Genomic DNA, 20,585 nt, shown 5'->3' on the forward strand with positions numbered 1-20,585 from the left:
CGGAGTGATTTGATGGTGGCGGTGATCGGTGGATGGCCGTTAGGCGTAGGCAGCTCTACGCCGATGCCCAACGTAGCCCCATACCGCCAGCGCCAGAGACGGACCCCAGAGCCAGCACGGAAATGCGACGGCGACGATGAGCAGTTCGTCGATCCCTTCCGTCGCTCCGTGGATGATGAGCGGCGCTGCGGCGAAGGAGAGCATTGCGGCCACGCTGATCCCGGGGACCGCCGCGGCCGCCACAGGAACCGGACGTCCGGCCAGACGAGGCACCCAACGGGGAAACGTCTCGCCCCACGGCCGAATGAGTCCGAGAGTGAGGACGAATCCCAACCAACCGCCGCTGGAGATCAGCAGGCCCTGTAGACGAGTCGCAGGATCGGCGGCAGCCTCGCCTCCCAGGATCGGCCACGGACTGAGCCAGGTCAGCCGCGCGAGGGCGTAGGGCAAACACGCAAGTGCCGCAATGACGGTGAAGAGTCTGCGATGGCGAGTGATCCAGACATCCACCCGAAGAGCAGGCCCCACGCTCCGGCAGGCGATCACTGCAATCCACAGCCAGAGTCCACCGACGATCAGGAACAGCAGGCTTGAGAGCAGAGTCGGGGCGTATCGAAGAGCGCCGGCGCCGAGACGATCCACCACTGACGTGATCAACTCATGCCCGAGGAGGAGAACCAGGACGACGACGATCGCGAACGGCACCCCCCACGGGCCACCGCAATGACCGATGCGTCCACACCGTTCGAGCCACGATCAGGATCGCAGCGATCGGCAGAACAGCCGCGACGAGGTAGCCGACCGTCGACAACGTCGCCATGCTTCCGTACCCCACGCCGAGGCCGAGGGCCGAGAACGCACCCAGCGAGAGCGTCACCGATTCGATCGGGCCGGTGCCCGCAGGCGATCGCAGCGCCCTGACGGCCGACCACCGCCCCGACATCAGCAGACCCACGCCGCACAGAGCGGAAAGACCTGCTGCCACGAAGAGGAGAATCGTGCCTGGTGTCGGGCCGAGCAGGCCGATCAGCAACGGGTCCTCCGGTCCCCGACCGAACGGAGACGCTGACGGATCGCTCAGCCAGACGGCAGCGAGAACCGCTGTGAGTGCCGAAACGGCCGTTGCGAGGGTGAGGAGGATATGCCTGGTGCGTGAATCACTGTCCATGACCTGAGCGTGTCAGGTCCGGCATCGAACACGATTCCCCTCAGACGGTGAGCGGTCTCCCCCATGTGTGGGTTCGACGAGCACAGCAGAGCGCCCTCGCGAATCATCGCGAGGGCGCTCTGTCCGGACTCGGCGATCGGGATGTGACCGATCGGCGTGGACTCAGTTGCCCGAGTCGCCGCCTTCGTCAGCCGGCTCCGAGGCGGGCGCGGACGAATCCTGGCCCGCCGCGTCCTCTGCCAGCGACGGGTCAGCCGCGACGGCATCCTCAAGCGCCTTCTTCAGGCGGTCCTGGGCCTTTCCGTACTCCGCGAAATCGCCGTCCTTCAGCGCGGCATCGGAGTCCTCCATGGCCTTCTTCGCCTCTTGGAGAGCGTCGTTGAGAGCCTTGTCCGGCGAGCCGGACTTCGAATCCGCGTCCTCTCCGCCGGAGGTCGATCCCGACTCGCCATCTCCGCTGTCCTCGGTTCCGGCGTCACCGGCCGAGGCTCCGGAATCTCCGCCGAACACCTGGTCGAGCGCCTCGTCGAGGGTCGGAGCGAACCCGATGTCCTCACCGAACGCCACGAGCACGTGCTGCAGCAGCGGATAGGAGGTCTCACCGGCGGAGCGGACATAGACCGGCTGGACGTAGAGCAGACCCCCGCCGATCGGCAGAGTCAGCAGATTGCCATTCTCGACTTCGGACTCACCCTGACGCAGCAGGTTCAGACTGCGTTGCACATCGGGCGCGGTGTTGAAGTTGTTCTGAGCCTGACCAGGTCCGGGCACAGTGGTGTTGCGCGGAAGCTGCAACAGGCGCAGCTTGCCGTAGCCCTCGGCTGTCTCGCCCTTCTTGTTGCCGGCATCGGCATCGGCGGAGAGGAACCCGGTGAGGTTGTTTCGCGACTGCCCCTCGGACGATCGAGCCGGGATATACGAGCTCGTCAGCGAGAACGACGGCGACTGCTGGCCCGGCATCTGCAGGGTCATGTAGAACGGCGGCTGCGTCAGCCCGCTGCTCGCCTTCGTCGTCGGATCGGTCGGCAGAGTCCAGAAGTCCTGACCGGAGTAGAACTCACTGGCGGAGGTGACATGGTACTTCGTGAGCAGGTCGCGCTGGACCTTGAACATGTCTTCCGGGTACCGGACGTGGCTCATCAGATCACCGGACATCTCCGAGGACGACTTGATCAGTCCGGGGAACACCTTCATCCAGGTCTTCAGGACCGGATCGTCCTTGTCCCACTGGTACATGTCGACGGAACCGTCGTAGGCATCGACAGTGATCTTCACCGAGTTCCTGATGTAGTTGACTTCATCGTCCGGCAGAGTCGCCACCGAGTTCGGAGCCGACGCCGTGGTCGAATCCTCAGTGGCCTGCTGGAGCGGCTGAGGTGTCGAATACGGGTAGTCCTCGGCGGTGGTGTAGCCGTCGAGGATCCACTTGATCTTCCCGTCCACGACTGCCGGGTACGGATCGCCGTCGACCTTGAGGAAGGGAGCGAGCTTCTCCACACGCTCACGCGGGTGACGATCGTAGAGGATCTGGGACTCCTCGTTGAGCGCGTCCGAGAGAAGGATCTGCTCGTCCTGGAACTTCAGGGCGTAGGCAAGACGATTGAACACATTGCCCACCGACGGTCCGCCGTCACCGGAGAACGTGCTGTTGACCTGACCGGAGCCGCTTTTCTCATCGGAGGGGTAGTCGAGCTCACGCGGAGTCGCACCCTTCGGGGCGCCGACGATCGAATAGTCCGGAGATGACTCTCCGAAGTACACACGCGGCTCGTATTCGGGGAACTCGCCCTTCGGCGGAATATCCGACTCCATGAACAGCGGTTCGCCGTCCGGGTTGCGCTGGTTGCCGTTGGCTGCGACCACACCGAATCCGTGAGTGTAGACGATCGCCCGGTTGAACCAGCTCTGGTTGTTCACCGAGCTCGGGGCGAGTTCGCGCACCGAGATGACGGTGTCGCGCATGTCCCCGTCGATGTTGTAGCGGTCGACGTCGAGCTTCTGCGGGAACGAATAATACGGTCGCACCTGCTGCAGCTGCCGGAAGGTATCCGAAACGAGGTTCGGATCCAGCAGACGGATCGACGCCGCGGTCTCTGCGTCCTTGCGCAGGTCACCCTTCTTGCCGGTGGTGCTCGGCGAGTAGGGAGTCACCTCGATGTCATCGAAGTCGAACGCATCGCGTGTGGCATCGATGTTGTGCTGGATGTAATCGGATTCCTTGCTCTGCTGCGACGGATTGACCTGGAACTGCTGGAGCAGGGCCGGGTACGCGATGATCGAAACTCCGCCGAGCACGATGAGGGTGAGCGTGGCGATGATCGAGATCCGCCAATTGCCCTTCCACGCGGTATAGACGAACAGCAGTGCGACCAGGACGGCGGCGATGGCGACGATCGCCATGGCCGGCAGCGCGGCATGATCGTCGACGTAGGTGACGCCGGGGACGATCCCGCCGGCAGCGGTCATCCGGTCGTAGCGGGAGAGCCACAGCCGACCGGCCTGAACGATGACGAGAACCGCCACGGTGATGCCCAGCTGCCACTGGGCGGCCTTCGTCAGGATGACGCCCTTCTGCTCCCCCGGACGGATTCCGCCGAAGAGGTAATGGGCGACGAGGGCGGCGATGAGCGCCAAGAGCAGCGCCATACCCAGCTGATTGCCGATGAGGCGCAGACCGGGCAGGACGAAGACGAAGAACGATTTGTCGAGACCGAACTGAGGGTCCTTCGAGCCGAAGGACGTCGAGTTGATCCATTCGAGGATCGTGTTCCAGTGCGCCGAGGCGGTGATGCCGGCGAGGACACCCATGACCGCGGGAATCGCGATCGTCGCGACCCGCCGCAGAGGCTCGATGGCCTCACGATAGCGGTCGAGGTTCTCCTGTCGCGGGGTCGTCGGCGCGTAGACCGGACGATGGCGGTAGGCCAGATGAAGGCTCAGCCAGACCGGGACGGCCATGAGGATGAAGCCGCCGAGGAATGTCAGCCCGCGGGTGAGCCACATGGTCCGGAAGACGTTCGCTGCGTCGATCTGGCGGAACCACAGCACCTCGGTGTAGACCTGGGTGAAGGCGATGAAGGCGATCAGCAGGATCGCCACAGACACGAGGGTGAGCAGCAGCGGCGAACGTCTTGGCCGATTCGCCGGCATGCGTGCGGAGGTGGGTGAGGACGAGGTGCTCACTACTGCCCTTTCTCATTGTTGTCGGCACCGTCGGCGGGACATTTCGGCAGATCCGAAGTGTTGCCGGCGGCGTACTGCTCCACGGTGTTCTGCGCGTCATCGAGCGTGTCGATGCGCGCCACCGTGATCTTGGATTGGTCTGCGGCGGCCATGACCTCCGCGCAGTTATCGGCGGGCGAGAGGAACAGCGTCGCTCCCTTCTCGGTGGCGGCGGCCACCTTCTGGCGAGCACCGCCGATCGGGCCGACCGTTCCGTCAGGGGTGATCTCCCCCGTGCCCGCCACATGCTTGCCGCCTGTCATCGCACCGGGAGTGAGCTCATCGATGATGGCCAGCGCGAACATCGTCCCCGCTGAGGGACCGCCGACGCCGTCGACGTTGAACTTCACGTCGACGGGGAACTCGAAGTCCTGCTTCATCGTGATGCCGATCGCCTTGCGGTCGTCGACCTTCGCGGGAGTCAGGGTGATCGTCTTCGATTTACCGTCGCGTTCGATGCCGAGCTCGACGGAGTCCGACTCCTGCACGGTGCTGCTCATGACCTGCGCGGCCTCGGGATCGGAATCGAGCTTCTTGCCGTTGACCGACATGAGTCGGTCTCCCTTGCGCAGTTTGCCCTGTGCCGGAGCATCGGCGACGACGTCATCGACCGACAGATGCACGGAATACGACTTGTCCATCTGGCCCATAGCGGCGGCGATGGCGACATCCTGGCTCGAGGACATCTCGACCGCATTCGATTCGGTCACGTCCTCGCGAGTGGTGTCCAGCGGGTAGTACGCCTCTGTGGGGACGACGGTCTGTTCGCCGTTGATGAGTGCGCCGAGTGCCTGAGAGGCGAAGATGTCACGGCCGGGTCCGCCGCTGACGGCGACGGTGAGCATGTCGATGCGTCCTGCGGTCGGATAGGTCTTGGCTCCGGAGACGCTGATCATGGGGTCGCCCTGGTATTCGCCGAGGGTGTTGAAAACCGGTCCCGGCAGCTGAAGCATGTACGGAACCGGCAGAAGCACGGCCAGCGCGATGAAGACGTAGGTGAGGACGCCCGAGGTTGTGGCCAGACGTGGAGTCCGTCGTCGTTTGGTGCCGCGTGTCGATGCCGGTGACGCCGGCACGGCCCGAGGGGCGTTCTCTGTCATGTAATCCTTTCGCTGCACCGCCCCACCAGTCTAGTTGAAACCTCAGCGTCCGTTTCACAGACTCCTTTCGCCCGGTGCGAACATCCTGCGAAACCTCTCGGAATTGGGAAGCTTCGCACATTCGGAACCGTTAACGTTGATGTCAAACCGATTCTTGGGGGCTGTAGAACAATGACCGATGACAACAACAACGAGCAGAATCCGTTCGAGCAGATCTTCGGAATGCTCTTCGGTGCCAATGGTCCCGGATCCGGTCAGGGAGATGACAAGAACAGTTCGGGCATGCCGCAGGGCTTCTCGATCGATCCGGCGATGATGTCCACGATTATGAGTCAGATGCAGGGGCTCTTCGGGCAGGGTGCCGATTCGCAGGCCCAGGCAGTGTCGATCGCTCAGAAGGCCGTTCCGACTCCCGACCCCTCTGTATCCGAGGACGCCGAGCGGGCGACGACCGATGCGTTCCGTCTGGCCGAGCTCTGGCTCGCCGAGGCCACCGACTTCTCCGTCGCCAACCGATCCGCCCGTCCGCTGCGTCGAGCCGACTGGGTCAAGGAGACGATGCCCGGCTGGCAGAAGTTCGTGCTGCCTATCAAGGAGAACATGTCCTCGGCCCTGACGGACACGCTCGAGTCCCAGGTCCCGACCGAGATGAAGGGCATCCTCGCGGGTGCATCGTCGATGTTCGGATCGATGAGCGATTCGATGTTCGCCATGCAGATCGGACAGGCCGTCGGCGCGCTGTCCGAAAGCGTCCTCACCGGCACCGAGGTGGGACTGCCGCTGCTGCCCCATGACACAGCCGTGGTCATCGAGAAGAACGTCGAGACGTTCGCTTCCGAAATCGACGTCGACGTCTCCGAGGTCCGCATCTACCTCGCGGCTCAGGAGCTCGCCCACCTCGCACTGTTCGAACGCGCCCCGTGGCTGAGCGCTCAGGTCGAGACCGCTCTGACCCGTTATGCGCAGGGGCTGGAGGTCGACACCTCGCAGATCGAGGACATGGCGTCGAACATCGATCCTTCCAACATCTCCGACCTCAGCGACAACATCCGCCAGGGGCTGTTCAACCCGCCGACGACCGACGACCAGAAGAAGGCGCTGACGTCTTTGGAGAATCTCCTCGCCGTCATCGCCGGGTGGGTGGACGTCGTCGTCTATGAGGCCTGCAAGCATCTGCCCGGTCGCGATCAGGTCCGCGAAGCGCTGCGCCGTCGGCGGGCAACCGCGGGACCGGCGGAGAAGACCTTCTCAACCCTTGTGGGCCTCGAGTTCAACCCCCGTCGCCTCCGCGATGCCGCCGCGCTCTTCGCGTACCTCGAGACGCAGGGCGGCGCCGAAGCCCGTGATCGCGTGTTCTCTCATCCGGACCTGCTGCCGACCACGCAGGATCTGGACGACCCGCTGGGCTATTCCGAGCGACGTCAGGCCGAATGGACCAACGAATCGAGCATCGATGAGGCCCTGTCCCGCATCCTCGCCGAGGGACTCGAGGGAGCCGGCGGCAGCGATGCGAAAGCGGAGTCCGAAGAGACGGATCACAACGACTCTGCGCCGACCGATGACAGCAGCCCCGACGACGACAGCTCCGACGATCGCTGAATGATTGATCTCGATACTGCCCGGCAGGAAGTCGAACGCGGACCGCGGAACTCATTCTCCGCGTCTTTCGCGGCGCTCTTCGACCGGCAGGGTGCCGATGCCCTGCACCGCTCCGGCGGTGAGCACCACCTCACAGCCAGCTGTCTGGTCATCGATCCGGTCACCGAGGCGGTTTTGCTCAACCACCACCGGAAGGCCGGGCTGTGGGGTCAGTTCGGAGGGCACCTCGAATCTGTCGACACCTCGCTGCACGATGCCGCTCGCCGAGAGGCCGAAGAGGAAAGCGGTCTGCGCCCGCTCGCGCGAGTCACTGCCGATCCCATCGACGTGCATGTGCATGACCTCTCGGCCGCGTTCGGGACCTGCACCCGACACTTCGACGTCGTTTTCGCAGCCCAGGCTTCGACCGACGATTCGCCGAATGTGTCGGAGGAGTCCTTCGACGTCGCCTGGTTCGCTCTGGACCGACTGCCCGCTGACCTCATGCCCGACCTGCCGGACCGGCTGCCGGGCCTCTTCCGCTCCGCTGTGTCAGCGCTCAACTCCCACGCCTGAAACGCTCCCCGTCACTGAATCCTTCGAGATAGATCTTTGCGTCGGTCTGTCGCGGATGGCGATCGGCCAATGCATGGAATTCCTTCGAGTGGGGACCGATCTGGAGATGGACGAGTTCATGGACGACGACCGTCTCCAGCACCCAGCGCGGCACGGCCTGCAGGCGATGGGAGACGCGGATGTCACCCGTCGACGTCGTCGTTGACGCCCATCTGCTGACATTCTGATTCGTCACCCAGCGGATCGACGTCGGTCGCAGCCTGCCGCCGAAGAAACGACGGCTCATCTCATCCGCCAGCTCGGCGAGGTCGGCATCCGACGAATGATCACGGGCGGAGAGGCGGTTGAACAGATCCGTCAGCGAACGGATGTTGCGCTCCACGCTGTAGCGCTCAGGAGTGCGCAGCACGTAGGTCTCGACCTCTTTCGAGACGGCGACGGTCTTCTTCCGCCGTGCCGATCGGCGCACTTCGATCTCACCCCGGGCGATCGCCCGCAGCACCTCTTCTTCACTCCACCGCTGTGCTCTGCTCACCGGACCATCATAGGAAACCGCACTGACACGGTGACAGTGCCACTGGCACCGTGGCGGCGTCTCTGCAGCGGTTCTGAAGACGAACAGCCTTCGGAGTTTGTGAGTTTCCTGAGTCTGCCGAAAAGTTGGGGTCAAATCCCCCGTCCACAGCCGCCTCGGTGATCGCAGTCCCCGCAGAACGGGAGCTGATCCGACCCGGGAGCGTGTTTATCAACAGTCATATTGACACTCAAGGCGCCTTTCCTCCACAGACTCCACGGCGATTCCCACAGGTTATCCACAGGCTGTTGACGTGTCTGTGCATGACGGTGCATTGACGCGGAGGCTTTTGCGGAATAAGTTCTATGCTTGACCCCGGAAAACCCGAGGATGCGTGCGGAAGGGGAAGCCGCACGAGTCCTCGCGAGCGCCTGGGGCACTATGCGGCTGAGGGCATGTCGGGACGCGTTCCCGGCCTGTCCTCAGCCGTTTTTCCACAGGGTTGTCCACAACTTCTCTCCCGACGTGGCCATTCCGTCTCTCGTTCACTACTGTGGAAGTCTCCAGGATGGCGAGGCGAAGGGGCCCGAGATGTTCAGAATCTTTCCGAGTGTTCCCATCACATGGCGTTCGTCCTCGTGCATCCAGTTCGGCGCAGATGATCCCGTGCTCATCGACGGGCTGCTGCCCGGTGACGCGAGTCTCATCGAAGATCTCCGTCTCGGCATCGGCTCGGCTCAGTTCTATGCACGCGCTCAGGAACTCGGGGTCGACCTCAGCAGGGCGAGTTCCCTCATCACCCTCCTCGGGGAGGCGGGTGTCCTCGTTCCGGCCGATACGGACGGCGGCACCGTGCCGAAAGGGTCCCCGGTCTTCGCCTCGGCGCGCACATTCAATCTGTCGCCGGATCGGGTCTCTCAGGTCCTCGGGTCCCGGCCTGTACTGGTCACGGGTCCTTTGCGCTCCCATGTCGAAGGGCAGCTGGCGGCTCTCGGATTCGCCGTCGCCGCGGCTCGCCGTGTCGAGGAGCTCGATCTCATGGCTTCACCGGTAGTGGTCACGAGTTCTCACCTGGTTCCGGATCTCAATTCCGCCATGTGGCTCAGTGATCGCGAAGTCGATCACTGTCAGGTCGTCCTCGGTGAGCAGTCTGTGGAGATCACGGGACTCATCCGGCCCGGTTCGACACCGTGCTCTGTGTGTTCCTGCCTGCACCGGAAGGACAGCGATGCCGGTTGGCTCGATCAGCATCCGCGTCTGCGTGCCCTGCCGGAGCGTGAGAGCCTGTGTGATCCCGCCGCACGCATCCTCGGCTCGGCGCATGTTGTTCAGATGCTTCGTCAGGCGCTGCTGCGCCCCGAAACACCACCGATGCGACGCGTGGTCACTTTGGATGCCGGCGAGGTCACGGATAGTGGAATGACGTTCCACGATCGCTGCCAGTGTCGCACGCCGGTCCCGGATTTCGGGTCAGTCGCCGAGCAGACCCAGTAGGTGAGTTCCGTAGAGTTCGAGCTTCGTCGCACCGATGCCGGGGACCCGAGCAAGTTCGTCGAGGGTGCGGGGACGGACCTCCGCGATGACAGACAGCGAGGTGTCCGTGAGCACGAGGTAAGGCGGCAGTCCCTGCTCCATCCCGGTGCGCACCCGCCAGCGGCGCAGACGGTCCAGCAGCTCGAGATCGATGTCGGCGGGACAGTCCGAACATCGTCCGACTGCGCGGTCGATGTGCGAGACCAATGGCCTCCCGCAGCCACGGCAGCGGTTGAGTGACGCGGAGTTCGACGCTGTGCGGCCATCTCCTATCGTCGGCCCGGACTGACCGAGCTCTGCGAGGAAGCGTGACGACCTCCGCGGTTTCTGTTTGGAGTCGAACCGCGCCAGCGACCAGCTCATCCGCAGGTCTGTGCCTGCACGCGTCAGCGCCACATAGAACAGGCGGCGTTCCTCGGCGATGGCTCGGGGCGTCTGGGCGTAGCTGATGGGCAGCAGACCTTCGCTGAGACCCACCAGGTGCACGCTGTCCCATTCGAGGCCCTTCGCCGCGTGGAAGGACGCCAGAGTGACTCCTTCGATGTCCGGGGCGAACTGGTGCTCGGCACGATCCGACAGGTCGCTGAGGAAGACCTCCATCGGCACGGGGAGCTCCTGACCGTGCTGGTGCTCCTCGGCGAGGTCGACGAGGGCTTTGAGCGATTCCCAACGCTGTCTGCCTGCTCCGGCGGCGGGCGGCTCGCGAGTGAAGCCGAGAGAACCGAGAACCTCAGTCACGGCTTCGGGCAGACGCTGTCCGCTCGAGGTCGCGCGTGCGGCTTTGAGCATGAGAACGGCCTCTTTGACCTCTTTGCGTGCGAAGAAGCGCTCTCCGCCGCGCAGCACATAGGGAATCCCGGCTGCGGCCAGCGCCTGTTCGTAGGAGGGACTCTGTCCGTTCGTGCGGAAGAGGACTGCGATGTTGCGCGGACGACGTCCGGCCTGGATCTCTGCCGAGATGGCCTGGACGACCCCGGTGGCCTCGGCCTCGTCGGTCGGATACTCCACCATGCGCGGCTGCCGGCCCATGGGGTTGTCGGTCCGCAGGGTCAGCGCGGTCCGAGAGGTGTGTCGCAGCAGATTGTTCGCCGTGGACACGATGGCCTGGGACGAACGGTAGTTGCGCACCAGGCGGATCGTTCTGGCCTCGGGCATCGACGTGCTGAGCGAACCGAGCAGGCTCGCATCGGCTCCCGCGAAGGTGTAGATGGTCTGAGCGGGATCACCGACGACGCAGAGATTGTCACGGGGGCCCAGCCACCGGGAGAGAACATCGTATTGGAGCGGCGAGACGTCTTGGAACTCGTCGACGACGAAATGCCTGTACTGTTCGCGGATCTCGGCCGCGATCGCCGGATACTCGGCGAGAACTCCCGAGAGTACGAGGAGCACATCATCGAAATCGAGCAGCCGTCCTCGTGTCTTCGCCTCCCCGTAGGCTTCGAAGATCCGCACCATGTCGTCGACGCTCAGCTGTCCGGGGAGGTCCCTGGCGGCGGCCTTCGTCGCATAGTCGTCGACGCCGAGCAGGGACGAGGCCGCGAACTCGATCTCCGAAGCGACGTCTCTGGTCAGTTCCCGACTGGTCTCCAACCCGAGGCTCTGCATGACCGAGCCGATGATGCCCGCCTTGTTCTCGATGATCCGCGGAAAGTCTCCTTCGGCGAACCGGTCCCAGAAGAACCGCAGCTGGCGCAGCGCCGCGGAGTGGAACGTGCGGGCCTGGACCGCAGGGACTCCGAGTCCGCGCAGACGTGAGCGCATCTCCCCCGCCGCCTTGGCGGTGAATGTCAGCGCGAGGACATGGTTGGCAGGGAACACCTCGGACGCGATTCCGAAGGCGATCCGGTGCGTCATGGCGCGGGTCTTACCGGTGCCGGCGCCGGCGAGGACGATCACCGGTGAGTCGAAATGGGTGGCGACGGCGCGCTGTTCCTCGTCCAGGGCCTCGAGCAGGGCCGTGGCCGAAGCGTTCATGCGTTGTCCAACCAGCTGTACAGGAGCTGTCCGGCGATGGAGATCGTCGATGGAGCGCGCACCTCGCCGTTCGCAATGGCACCGCGCAGCTCCGCCCGGGTGAACCAGCGCAGCGAGGCGATCTCCGCCTCGTCGGCGGCGAAGTCGCGGCTGGGGGCGACGGCCGAGAAGCCGAGCATGAGCGAACAGGGAAACGGCCACGGCTGAGAGCCCAGATACCGCGGTTCGGTGACTTCGAGATGAGCTTCTTCCCAGATCTCGCGGATCACCGCGTGTTCGAGTGTCTCACCCGGTTCGACGAATCCGGCCAGGAGCGAATACCGGTCGGATTCCCAGGCGGCGTTGTTGCCCAACAGGACACGTTCGACTCCGTCCTCATCGGTGTTGACGATGACGACGATGACTGCCGGATCGGTGCGGGGAAAGTGTTCGCTTCCGGTCTCCGGATCGCGGCGGACCCATCCGCCCATGATCGGAGTGGTCGGTGTGCCGGTGCGCGGGGAGAACCGGTGTGCACGATGCCAGTTTCCCAAACCGACGATCTCGCAGGCCAGGGATACCTGCACATCGTCAAGGGCTTCGGCGAGATGACGCAGGGTCAGCCAGACGGGTTCGGAACTGTCGATCCCCTCTCCCGGAGCGGTCAGCAGATCGGTGGCGTCCCGGGCGCGCGAGGCGTCCAATCGGGAATCGACGTGGCTGCGACCGTCGTCGTCCAAGGACACTCCGATATAGCGGGTGCCCTGTGGGTCTCGGCCGAGGTAGACCTCCGTCTGGCCCTCCGGCACCGCTTCGCGGACGGTCAGGAAGAGCCCCCCGCCGGCGACGAGCAGCGATCCGCGATGTTCGAAGACAGCGAGTGCCCCTGAGGCCCAGATCTCGCTGAGATCTCCGTCGTGGCCCCGAGTCAGATGGTCCCGATCGATTCCGTGTCGGGCGAGGCTGATCGGCTGCACTGGAGGCAATGGCTTCATGCCCTCCACGATATCTCAGCGTCCTGACACTGAGACCCTGGCCGTGAATGCCTGACAGGACCCGAAAGTCCCCTCGGCAGACACGCTCGACGGCGAGTCCCGTGTCTCAGCCGAACCCAGACGGTAGATTGGGGAAGGTGGATACCAAGGCGCTCAAGTTGACTGCGATCGCGGCGACGATGCTCGACGGCTTCGTCCCGACGACATGGACACCCCTGCCGCCGCTGGATGCCGGAGTCAGAGTCCTGCTCGGCGATGACGATCAGCAGCTCGTCGCAGCGGCTCAGACCCAGCTCGATCGGACCGCGGACATCGGCTCAGCCGCCGAGGCGGGACGAATCTACGAGGCCATGTATCCGCACGCCGACTTCGTCTGGCCGCGCCTGCGGGCCATCACCGAGGTGGACGCCGACTACTTCGACACATCGTCCCCGACGACTGTGACACTGGCCGATCCCCTGCCGGGAGCGCCGCTGGGCGATGTGCCCATCGCCGACACGGCGCGGGCCAGTTCGCTGGCCCAGGCTCTGGCGACTCTGCATTCGGCTGCACCCGAACCCGTCTCCGATGCCGGTTTCCCGGTGGAGGATCCCTCTCGATCACAGTTCCTCATCCTTGAGCGCCTCGATCAGGCGGCGAGCACCGGACGGGTCCCGTCGTCTCTGCTGCAACATTGGGAGGAGGAGTTCGAGAAGGTGGCGCTCTGGCATTTCCTCGCCACGCCCATCCACGGCTCGCTCGATGAGACGAGCGTCTATACCGATCAGGAGCGAGTGCTCGCACTCGCCGAGATCGGTCGTCTGCGCGTCGCCGATCCGGCCATCGATCTGGCGGCGGCTTCCGCGCTGATCGATCCTGCCGCCCTGCCGACCTTCTACGACGAGTACCGCAATTCCCGGCCCCGCGCCGATGAGCATGTCATCGCCCGCGCCGAGCTGTTGGCCGAATTCGCGGTGCTCGACTGGTTGCTCGAGGCGGTCGACTCCGGGGATGAGACCGCCGTCGAGGATGCCGCCGGGCTCCTCAGTTCGTTCAATGAGGTCCTGTTCGGTTCCTCCGCCGATGCGGCCGCCTCGGCGGATCAACCGACATCTGAGACCGCGACCGAACCTGCAGACGACGGTGGGAACACTCGTGGGGCGGCCTCGGATTCCTCTGCACCGGCAGCGACCGATGCTCCCGATGTGGAAGCCGCGATCACGGAGACCGCAGCCCCCGATGTGTTCATTCCCGGAGCTCAGCCTCCGTCGGCGCCCTCAGCTGATGATTCGGAGTTCGACTCCGAGCCTGGATCGCAGGTGCGGACCGAACCGACTCGGGACGCCGACGAGACTGATGACGGGGAAGAGACCGGCCGGATCCGCTGATCTCAGCCCACGTCGTTGGCTTCCAGCCATTCGACGAATTCGCCCTCATCCGGCAGGTCGGTGAACTGCACGATGTCATCACTGCCGACGAAGTAGAACGTCCCCGTCACTTCGGCGATCTCCGGATGCACCCTGAGTATCGCGAACCGGTAGAGCGCCAGCTGCCATTTCATCACCTCGAGCACTGCCGCGTCGGGCTTCTTCGAGGTCTTCCAATCCACAACCTCGGCATGGTCCCCTGTGATGAAGACCGCATCGATCTTCCCCGGCACCCGAAATCTGCCGAGGACGAGTTCGAAGGACATCTCCACATGGTCGGCCCGACGCGTCGCGAACTCGGAGGCTGAGAACGTCGCCTGCAGCCGTTCGACCGTCGCGGCGTCGATCGGTCTCACCGATTCGTCTTCGCCGATATCGATGCTCGACTGGCCGAAGTGCTGTTCCACCCAGGAGTGGAAGGTCGTTCCGATCTCGGCTGCCCGGCTGGGCGGAGTCGGGATCGGACGCAGGGTCTGCGTACGGAAGCTCTGCGGGTCCCTCCTCCATGCGACCAGGGCCGTTGCCGACAGACGGTCGGGCATGGCCGCAGCGGACACCGTTTCGGGCCGGTCACCGATGCGCAGGGCCTGAGCGGCGAAGCGCCCGATCGTTCCCGGAGTCTCGGCCAAGGACTCCAAGCTGACATCCGGGCTCGCTTCGACCCAACCGGCGGCTCGCTGTGCGGCGGCGACCTGCTTCGTTCGGGGCACCGGCCATGCAGTGGTCTCGATGCGGTCCTCCGCCGTTTCGTCGGCAGGTTCCGGAATCTCCACTTCGAGGCCCAAGGCCTCGATCGCTTCGGTGAGGAAGGGCGAGGGATCGTCGGGAACCGCGCGCGCACCCATCAGCTCCGCACCGAGCCATAGATGTCTCTTCGCACGGGTGAACGCCACATAGGCGAGGCGTCGCTCCTCCCCCTCGTGCGCATCGGCGATCCGTGGACGGATGAAGTCTCCGATCCACTCATCCAGGGCCTTCTTCGTATCGAATTCGGCCTCCCGCAGGTCGAAATCGACGAGGTGTGCGCGGTCACCGCGCAACGGGTACGGCAGAGCCGTGCGATCCATCCACCCTTCCTTGTCCCGCGGCTCGGTGGGAAAGTCCTTGACCACCAGAGAGGGAACAGCGACGGCGTCGAATTCCAGACCTTTCGAGGCATGGACGGTCATGATGTTGATCGCGTCGGCTGCCGTCGTCGGTTCGGCGACGCTCAGCGCATCATGAGCTTCCATAAGACTGAGCCAGGACAGGAAGCCTGTGATCGAGGGTTTGTCATCGGTGGCAGAGTACTGGCTGGCCGCGGAGAGGAATGCGTCGACGGAGGCTCTGTGCAGATTGCGCAGAGAATCGCTGAGGCCCCAGATGTCCGAATCGATCCCGGTCTCGGACATCGCGGTGCGGATGATCGAGGCCACGGTGCCCGTTCCCGACCGGGTGGCCCGCAGCGCGCGAGCCAATCGGACCAGACGATGCAGCGCCTCCGAGCTCAGACCGGACTGCTGATAGTCGGCGATGAGTCCCCTGTCGCCAGCAGTTCGCGCTCCTTGGTCGAGGACGCGCTGCACTTCGATGAGCTCATCGATGCCTTCGACGATCGTCGCCTGGTCGATGGCTTCGGCGATGACCTCCTCGGCGGCCGGTTCGGCTCGCTCGGAGGCTCGCCGCTCGGACTGACGACGGGTGAAGGCCTGCAGCCCCGCGATGTCGCCTGCGCCGAGGCCGAGCATCCGTCCGCTGACGAGCCTCATGATCTCGTCGCCGGCCATCGGATCGACCGCAGCGGTGAGCACCGCACGCAGATCTGCGACGAAGGGGTCGGTCAGCAGCCCGGAGGAACCGTGCACGTGCACAGCGAATCCGGCTGCTTCCAGCGCCGCCGCGACCGGCGCGAAGTGAGCACGTTTGCGGCACAGCACGGCTTTCGACGAACCTGCGGGGACCGTGTGGAACCATTCCGTGAGTGCGCGCAGGCCGGTGGTGAGGAAATCGGGATCGTGGGCACCCGAGCTGATCTCGACACTGACTTCACCCTCACCGGCACCATCACGGGCCGACAGCGGGGACTCGCTGCTGTCGGCGAGTCCGGCGGCGATGCGGTTGGCCACCTGCAGGATCGAGCGGTCGTTGCGCCAACTTGTGCTCAGAGACAGGGATTCGACGTCGCGGAAGTCCGATGAGAAACGCACCATGTTGTCGGCGCTGGCGCCGCGCCAACCGTAGATGGCCTGGCGGGGATCGCCGACTGCGGTCACTGCGGTGGAGTGGAAGAGGTCGCGCAGGAGCTTCAGCTGAGCCACCGAGGTGTCTTGGAACTCGTCGAGGAGGACGATCTTCCACCTAGCTCTCTCGGCCTCGGCCGCGGCGGGCACCTCGTCGAGGATGCGTTGGGCGAAACGCACCTGGTCAGAGAAGTCCATGGCCAGATTGCGCCGTTTCGCGCGCATATAGGCATCGGCCAGTCGGGCCGTTCGGATCTTCGCCTCGAGCTTCGCCCGTCGTCCATTGGGATCGACAGGCTTGCCCTTGCTGGACACCAGGGCAGCCAGGCACTGCTCGAGATAGTCCGTGACGTCGTCGACGTCACGACCGTGATCATTCATCTGCCCCGCCAGTGCGATGACGTCGGCGATAATCGTCTCGCGGGAGAAATCGCCGGGGATCTCGTCGGGTGGCGTCGAATCGATGAGATTCCCGGCGATGGTGTGTGCCGCAGCGTCATCGAGGAGGACCGTTTCGGGTTCGATGCCGATGCTCACCCCGTGTTCGCTGACGATGGATGCGGCATAGGAGTTGTATGTGGACACGGTCGGATTGTCGAGACCGGGCAGAGAAAGGTCCAGACCCCGGCCGAGGTTGTGCCGCAGACGCGACAGAAGCACGCGGATGCGTCCGCCGAGTTCTCCGACGGCTTTGCGGGTGAAGGTCAGGCCGAGGATCTCTTCGGGAGAGACGAACTCGTTGGCGACCAGCCACACCACGCGCTGCGAGATGACTGTGGTCTTTCCCGATCCGGCCCCAGCGGTGACTTTCATCGACTGTGCCGGGTCGGCCTCGATGATCACCTTCTGCTCCGGGCTCGGAGGGAAGGCCTGGGCAGGGTCGGCGGCCGTGAGCTCGGCAAGCCGCTCGGCGGTGAAGCGCATCAGTTCTCCTCCAACATCTTCGGGCCGATCGCCGGGCACGATGATCGGACGGGGCACGACTTGCACTTCTGCGGGTCCACCCGTGCAGGGAAGCTCGCGGCACGCATCCTGCCGGACACGTCGTCGATGAGTTCACGTGCCCAGTCGGGATTCTCATCGACGTCGAGCGCCGACTGCTCCCGAACGGTGCGAGCCGACTTGCGCAGGTAGACGAGTTCAGCGCCGAAAGCGTGTGCGTCGAGATCCTGGTCCTCTCCGATCCTGATGGTCCCGGAATTGATGGCTTCCTGATACACACCCAGCTGCGCATGCCGGTCCATCTCCTTGCCGGCGACGACGTTCCTGCCGGTCTTGAAGTCGACGATGCGCAGTCCGCCCTCGACCTCCTCGACCCGGTCGAGGCGTCCGGTGACCTTCCACTCGCGTCCGTTCGAGTCGACACCGACCGCATAGACCTGTGCTTCGACTCCGACGAGGCGGCCCGGAGTCTTCTTGATGTAGTCGCCGAGGCGGTCGGCCATGCTCATCGCCACGACGAATTCCCGTTCGCGTTCCCATTCCGCGTCGAATTCCAAGGACGCGAACTCAGTTTCCACGAAACTGCGGATCGCGGAGGTGGGGCCCTCCGGATAGATCTCGGCGGCGGCGTGGATGATGGTTCCGAGACTCTGGGCTGTCGACATCGGGCGGTCACCGCCGTTGCGGGTGAGGAACCACCGCAGGGAGCAGTCGGTGAATGCTTCGACTTGGGAGGGTGAGACGCGAACCGTATCAGAGTCGGTGAAGAGCGGTTCATTCGTGGTGATGTCCTCTGCCTCGCGCCACTGCGTCGGTGGTTCCACTGTGCCACCGGCAGCTGAGAGCGCCCGCATCAGCGCCGCCCATGACTGCGTGTCCGGGGCCGGAGCCGCAGAGTCCTCCGAGCTTTCGGTCGTGGTGGCGTCCGAAGCCCCCAACGATGGCACCGCAGCTTCGACATCGGCCGCAGCGGCCGTCTGCAGCAGGTGAGCGCGGGCATGTGCTGCCATCTCCGGCACCGTCAGCGGAGGCAGCTCATCCTCGTGGGTGATCGCATAGCCGTCGGCCGCTTCGGTGCCCTTGGCGGAACCTGCTGCGAGCACATCGAAGAACGGGGACGGCTCGGTCTCGGCATCCGTGACGGCGGTGACGATCACGCGTTCCTGCGCCCGGCTGAGCGCAGTGAAGAACAGCTCGCCCTCTTCACGCAGATTCGTCCGTTTCGCGTGCGCGTGGTAGCCGGGGTCACCGGTGACCGTCTCACCCGTGGCGAGCACAGCCGTGAGGTCGGTGAGGCCGAGGATTCCGCCGCGCAGCTTCGGGTTCGGCCAGACGCCTTCGTTGACTTCGGCGATGATCACCAGAGGCACACGCACATGGGCCAGTGAGGACGGGGTGCCCACCAGCACGTGGTCGGCAAAGCCTGCGGTATCGGCCAGGGAGTCCTGGGCGATGTCCTGTTCGGCGACGATGCCGGCGAACGAGCGGGCGGTGAAACCGCCTCGGTCGGCGATCTTCTCGGCCAGGGCGAACAGTCGCAGCACTGAATCGAGATAGCCGTTGGTCACCGATTCCGGGTCGCGCAGGGCTTCGGTCTGCCATTTCTCAGCGACTCCGGCCGCGTCCCAGATGCTCCAGAGCGCTTGGTGGGGGTCGGTGGTGCCGACCTCAGCAGCGGCGTGGAGCATCCGCGAGATCGTGGCCAGTCCCTGTGGGGACGAATCGTCGATCGGGCTGCGCAGTGCCTGAGCCAGCGACGCCGTGCTGCTGGATGCCGGGAACTGTCTGCGCACTGCCCGTCGGAAACGGCGGATCTGCACGGGGTCGAGGCGGACGTAGATGCTGCCTGCCAGGGACAGAGCGAGGTCGGCGATCGACTCGTCATCGTCGAAGTCAGGGGCGACCGAAAGCAGGTCCAACAGCGGTGCGGTCGCGGGGTCGACATTGAGCGGCTGCATGAGAGTGGCGATCGAGACCCCTGAGGCTCTCAGCTCGTTGGCGATCGCGCGAGCGCTCGACGAATTGCGGCAGATGAGTGCGACATCGGACCAGTTGTGCCCCTGTTCGACGAAGTTCGTGATCCGACGGGCCAGATATCGGTGTCCGGACGCACTGCCCTCGAATACGTGTGTCTCCACGGCAGGCTCGGACGACGCGGGAGACCGCACTTCAGCCGATGCCGCTGTCGGAGCTGATTGCGGCACGCTCGCTGTCGCCTCAGCGGAAGCCGCAGAATCAGCGGCATCCTCAATGGGACGTGGGCGCGGCATATGACCGGTCGACCAGCGTGTGGTGATCCTGGCTCCGAAGCCGTCGATGATCGTCGCCAATGCAGGGTCGACATCCCATTGGCGATCGAGCACGACCGTTTCGAAGCCGTCTTCGGCCGTCGCCCGATCGATGATCGACGCGTCGGCTCCGTGGAAGCGTCCGGTCACTGTCTCGGGTGAGCCGAACAGAGCGATCCCACTCCCCCTGGCGCGCAGCTGTTCGAGGATTCCCCAACTCGCGGCAGGGAAGTCCTGGACCCCGTCGGCCAGAACCACTGTGGGCAAACGGTCGGGGGCGAACGTCCACGACCGTCCGGCCGTCACTTCGGCGGGTTCGCGGAGGATCTCGAACGCGGCGAGAGCAAGAACGGTCGCGGAGTCGATGCCCCCGTAGCCGGGCATGGACATGATGCCCAGATACTCGTCGAGGATCTCGGCCACGGCCTGCCACCGAGGGTCGGGGTTGTCGGCAAGGGCACGATCGAGGGCGCTGCGACCGAAGTCGAACACGTGCTCCGCGATCTCCTGCGACGTGTCGGGCGTGCGCATTCCGAAATCGAACTCCATCACTCGGTTGAGCGCGTCGCGGACTTCGGTTCGGAAGGCCGAGGTCGAGCGCACCTCGGCGGTGATCTCCGACGGCCACGCCGGGCCGCGGGAACGACCGAGTTCGTGACCGGCGAGGAGATCGGCGAGGAAGACATCCTGATCGGCGCCCGAGATGAATTCGAGGTCCTCCCCGGTCCGCGTCGTATGTGCGGCGCGGGCGATCCCGTACGCGAATGACGCCAGACTGCGGGCCGGGGCGGAGGAGAGGACCGCGTCGGCGGGCAGCTGAAGACGATTGCGCAGCACATCGGCGTGATCACGGTCGGGTGTGAGAACGAGAACCGAGGCGGGGTCGATCGTCGACACCAGCTGTGCATAGAGCGACTCGAGCAGAGTCGTCTTCCCGGTGCCCGGCCGCCCGATGATATTCAGGCAGCCGCCGGAGAGCAGGGTGCTGCCCATACGCTGCATCATCTCATCCATACTCGTATTCCATCACGGCCCGCTGACATGAGACTTCCGGGCCCCGAACCGGCGCGTCGCCGATGCGCTCGTGT

The 20,585-nt window shown here is 64.8% G+C and carries 13 protein-coding genes; 4 read left to right on the forward strand and 9 right to left on the reverse strand.

Annotated elements, in window-relative coordinates; genetic code table 11:
* Positions 1 to 39 precede the first annotated feature (39 nt).
* The 4 genes from SB749_RS09815 to SB749_RS09830 all read right to left on the reverse strand — a co-directional run bounded on the left by SB749_RS09815 (position 40) and on the right by SB749_RS09830 (position 5,490).
* Entirely contained in the window at positions 40 to 642 is a 603-nt protein-coding gene (locus SB749_RS09815; RefSeq protein WP_410710164.1) for a hypothetical protein, read from the reverse strand.
* Positions 643 to 658: 16 nt separating this feature from the next.
* The gene (locus SB749_RS09820; RefSeq protein ID WP_410710165.1) at positions 659 to 1,168 is read right to left on the reverse strand and encodes a hypothetical protein; all 510 of its coding nucleotides are present in this window, start codon (positions 1,166 to 1,168) and stop codon (positions 659 to 661) included.
* A 162-nt stretch (positions 1,169 to 1,330) separates the two neighbouring features.
* A complete protein-coding gene (locus SB749_RS09825) occupies positions 1,331 to 4,351 on the reverse strand; it encodes a UPF0182 family protein (protein WP_410710166.1) in 3,021 nt (1,006 codons plus the stop codon).
* Positions 4,351 to 5,490: a PDZ domain-containing protein gene (locus tag SB749_RS09830; RefSeq protein WP_410710167.1), complete on the reverse strand. Its 1,140-nt coding sequence runs from the start codon at positions 5,488 to 5,490 to the stop codon at positions 4,351 to 4,353. The genes SB749_RS09825 and SB749_RS09830 overlap by 1 nt, the downstream gene beginning before the upstream one ends.
* A 171-nt stretch (positions 5,491 to 5,661) precedes the next feature.
* Between SB749_RS09830 and SB749_RS09835 the strand changes: the two genes are divergently transcribed.
* On the forward strand, positions 5,662 to 7,089 hold the full coding sequence (locus tag SB749_RS09835) for a zinc-dependent metalloprotease (RefSeq protein ID WP_410710168.1): 1,428 nt from the start codon (positions 5,662 to 5,664) through the stop codon (positions 7,087 to 7,089).
* Complete coding sequence (locus tag SB749_RS09840; RefSeq protein ID WP_410710169.1) at positions 7,090 to 7,644, forward strand: NUDIX hydrolase; 555 nt, start codon at positions 7,090 to 7,092, stop codon at positions 7,642 to 7,644.
* Here the strand turns inward: SB749_RS09840 and SB749_RS09845 are convergent.
* The gene (locus SB749_RS09845) at positions 7,628 to 8,179 is read right to left on the reverse strand and encodes a M48 family metallopeptidase (protein WP_410710170.1); all 552 of its coding nucleotides are present in this window, start codon (positions 8,177 to 8,179) and stop codon (positions 7,628 to 7,630) included. The genes SB749_RS09840 and SB749_RS09845 overlap by 17 nt on opposite strands.
* A 570-nt stretch (positions 8,180 to 8,749) precedes the next feature.
* Here SB749_RS09845 and SB749_RS09850 point away from each other — a divergent pair.
* On the forward strand, positions 8,750 to 9,652 hold the full coding sequence (locus SB749_RS09850) for a hypothetical protein (protein ID WP_410710171.1): 903 nt from the start codon (positions 8,750 to 8,752) through the stop codon (positions 9,650 to 9,652).
* Here the strand turns inward: SB749_RS09850 and SB749_RS09855 are convergent.
* Together SB749_RS09855 and nudC are read right to left on the reverse strand one after the other, a co-directional pair.
* The gene (locus SB749_RS09855; RefSeq protein WP_410710172.1) at positions 9,629 to 11,668 is read right to left on the reverse strand and encodes an ATP-dependent DNA helicase UvrD2; all 2,040 of its coding nucleotides are present in this window, start codon (positions 11,666 to 11,668) and stop codon (positions 9,629 to 9,631) included. The genes SB749_RS09850 and SB749_RS09855 overlap by 24 nt on opposite strands.
* Complete coding sequence (gene nudC, locus SB749_RS09860; protein ID WP_410710173.1) at positions 11,665 to 12,642, reverse strand: NAD(+) diphosphatase; 978 nt, start codon at positions 12,640 to 12,642, stop codon at positions 11,665 to 11,667. The genes SB749_RS09855 and nudC overlap by 4 nt, the downstream gene beginning before the upstream one ends.
* A gap of 137 nt (positions 12,643 to 12,779) precedes the next feature.
* Between nudC and SB749_RS09865 the strand changes: the two genes are divergently transcribed.
* Positions 12,780 to 14,009 carry an aminoglycoside phosphotransferase gene (locus SB749_RS09865; RefSeq protein ID WP_410710174.1) on the forward strand — a complete coding sequence of 410 codons (1,230 nt, stop codon included), beginning with the start codon at positions 12,780 to 12,782 and terminating at the stop codon, positions 14,007 to 14,009.
* A 2-nt stretch (positions 14,010 to 14,011) separates the two neighbouring features.
* Here SB749_RS09865 and SB749_RS09870 read toward each other — a convergent pair whose 3' ends face one another.
* Positions 14,012 to 17,191, reverse strand: coding sequence for an ATP-dependent helicase (locus SB749_RS09870; protein ID WP_410710175.1), 3,180 nt, complete (start codon positions 17,189 to 17,191; stop codon positions 14,012 to 14,014).
* Positions 17,191 to 20,511: a PD-(D/E)XK nuclease family protein gene (locus SB749_RS09875; protein WP_410710176.1), complete on the reverse strand. Its 3,321-nt coding sequence runs from the start codon at positions 20,509 to 20,511 to the stop codon at positions 17,191 to 17,193. Before SB749_RS09875 ends, SB749_RS09870 begins: the two co-directional genes overlap by 1 nt.
* Between the last annotated feature and the right edge of the window lie 74 nt (positions 20,512 to 20,585).

The organism is Brevibacterium sp. SIMBA_078 (assembly GCF_046534565.1).
Taxonomy (GTDB): domain Bacteria; phylum Actinomycetota; class Actinomycetes; order Actinomycetales; family Brevibacteriaceae; genus Brevibacterium.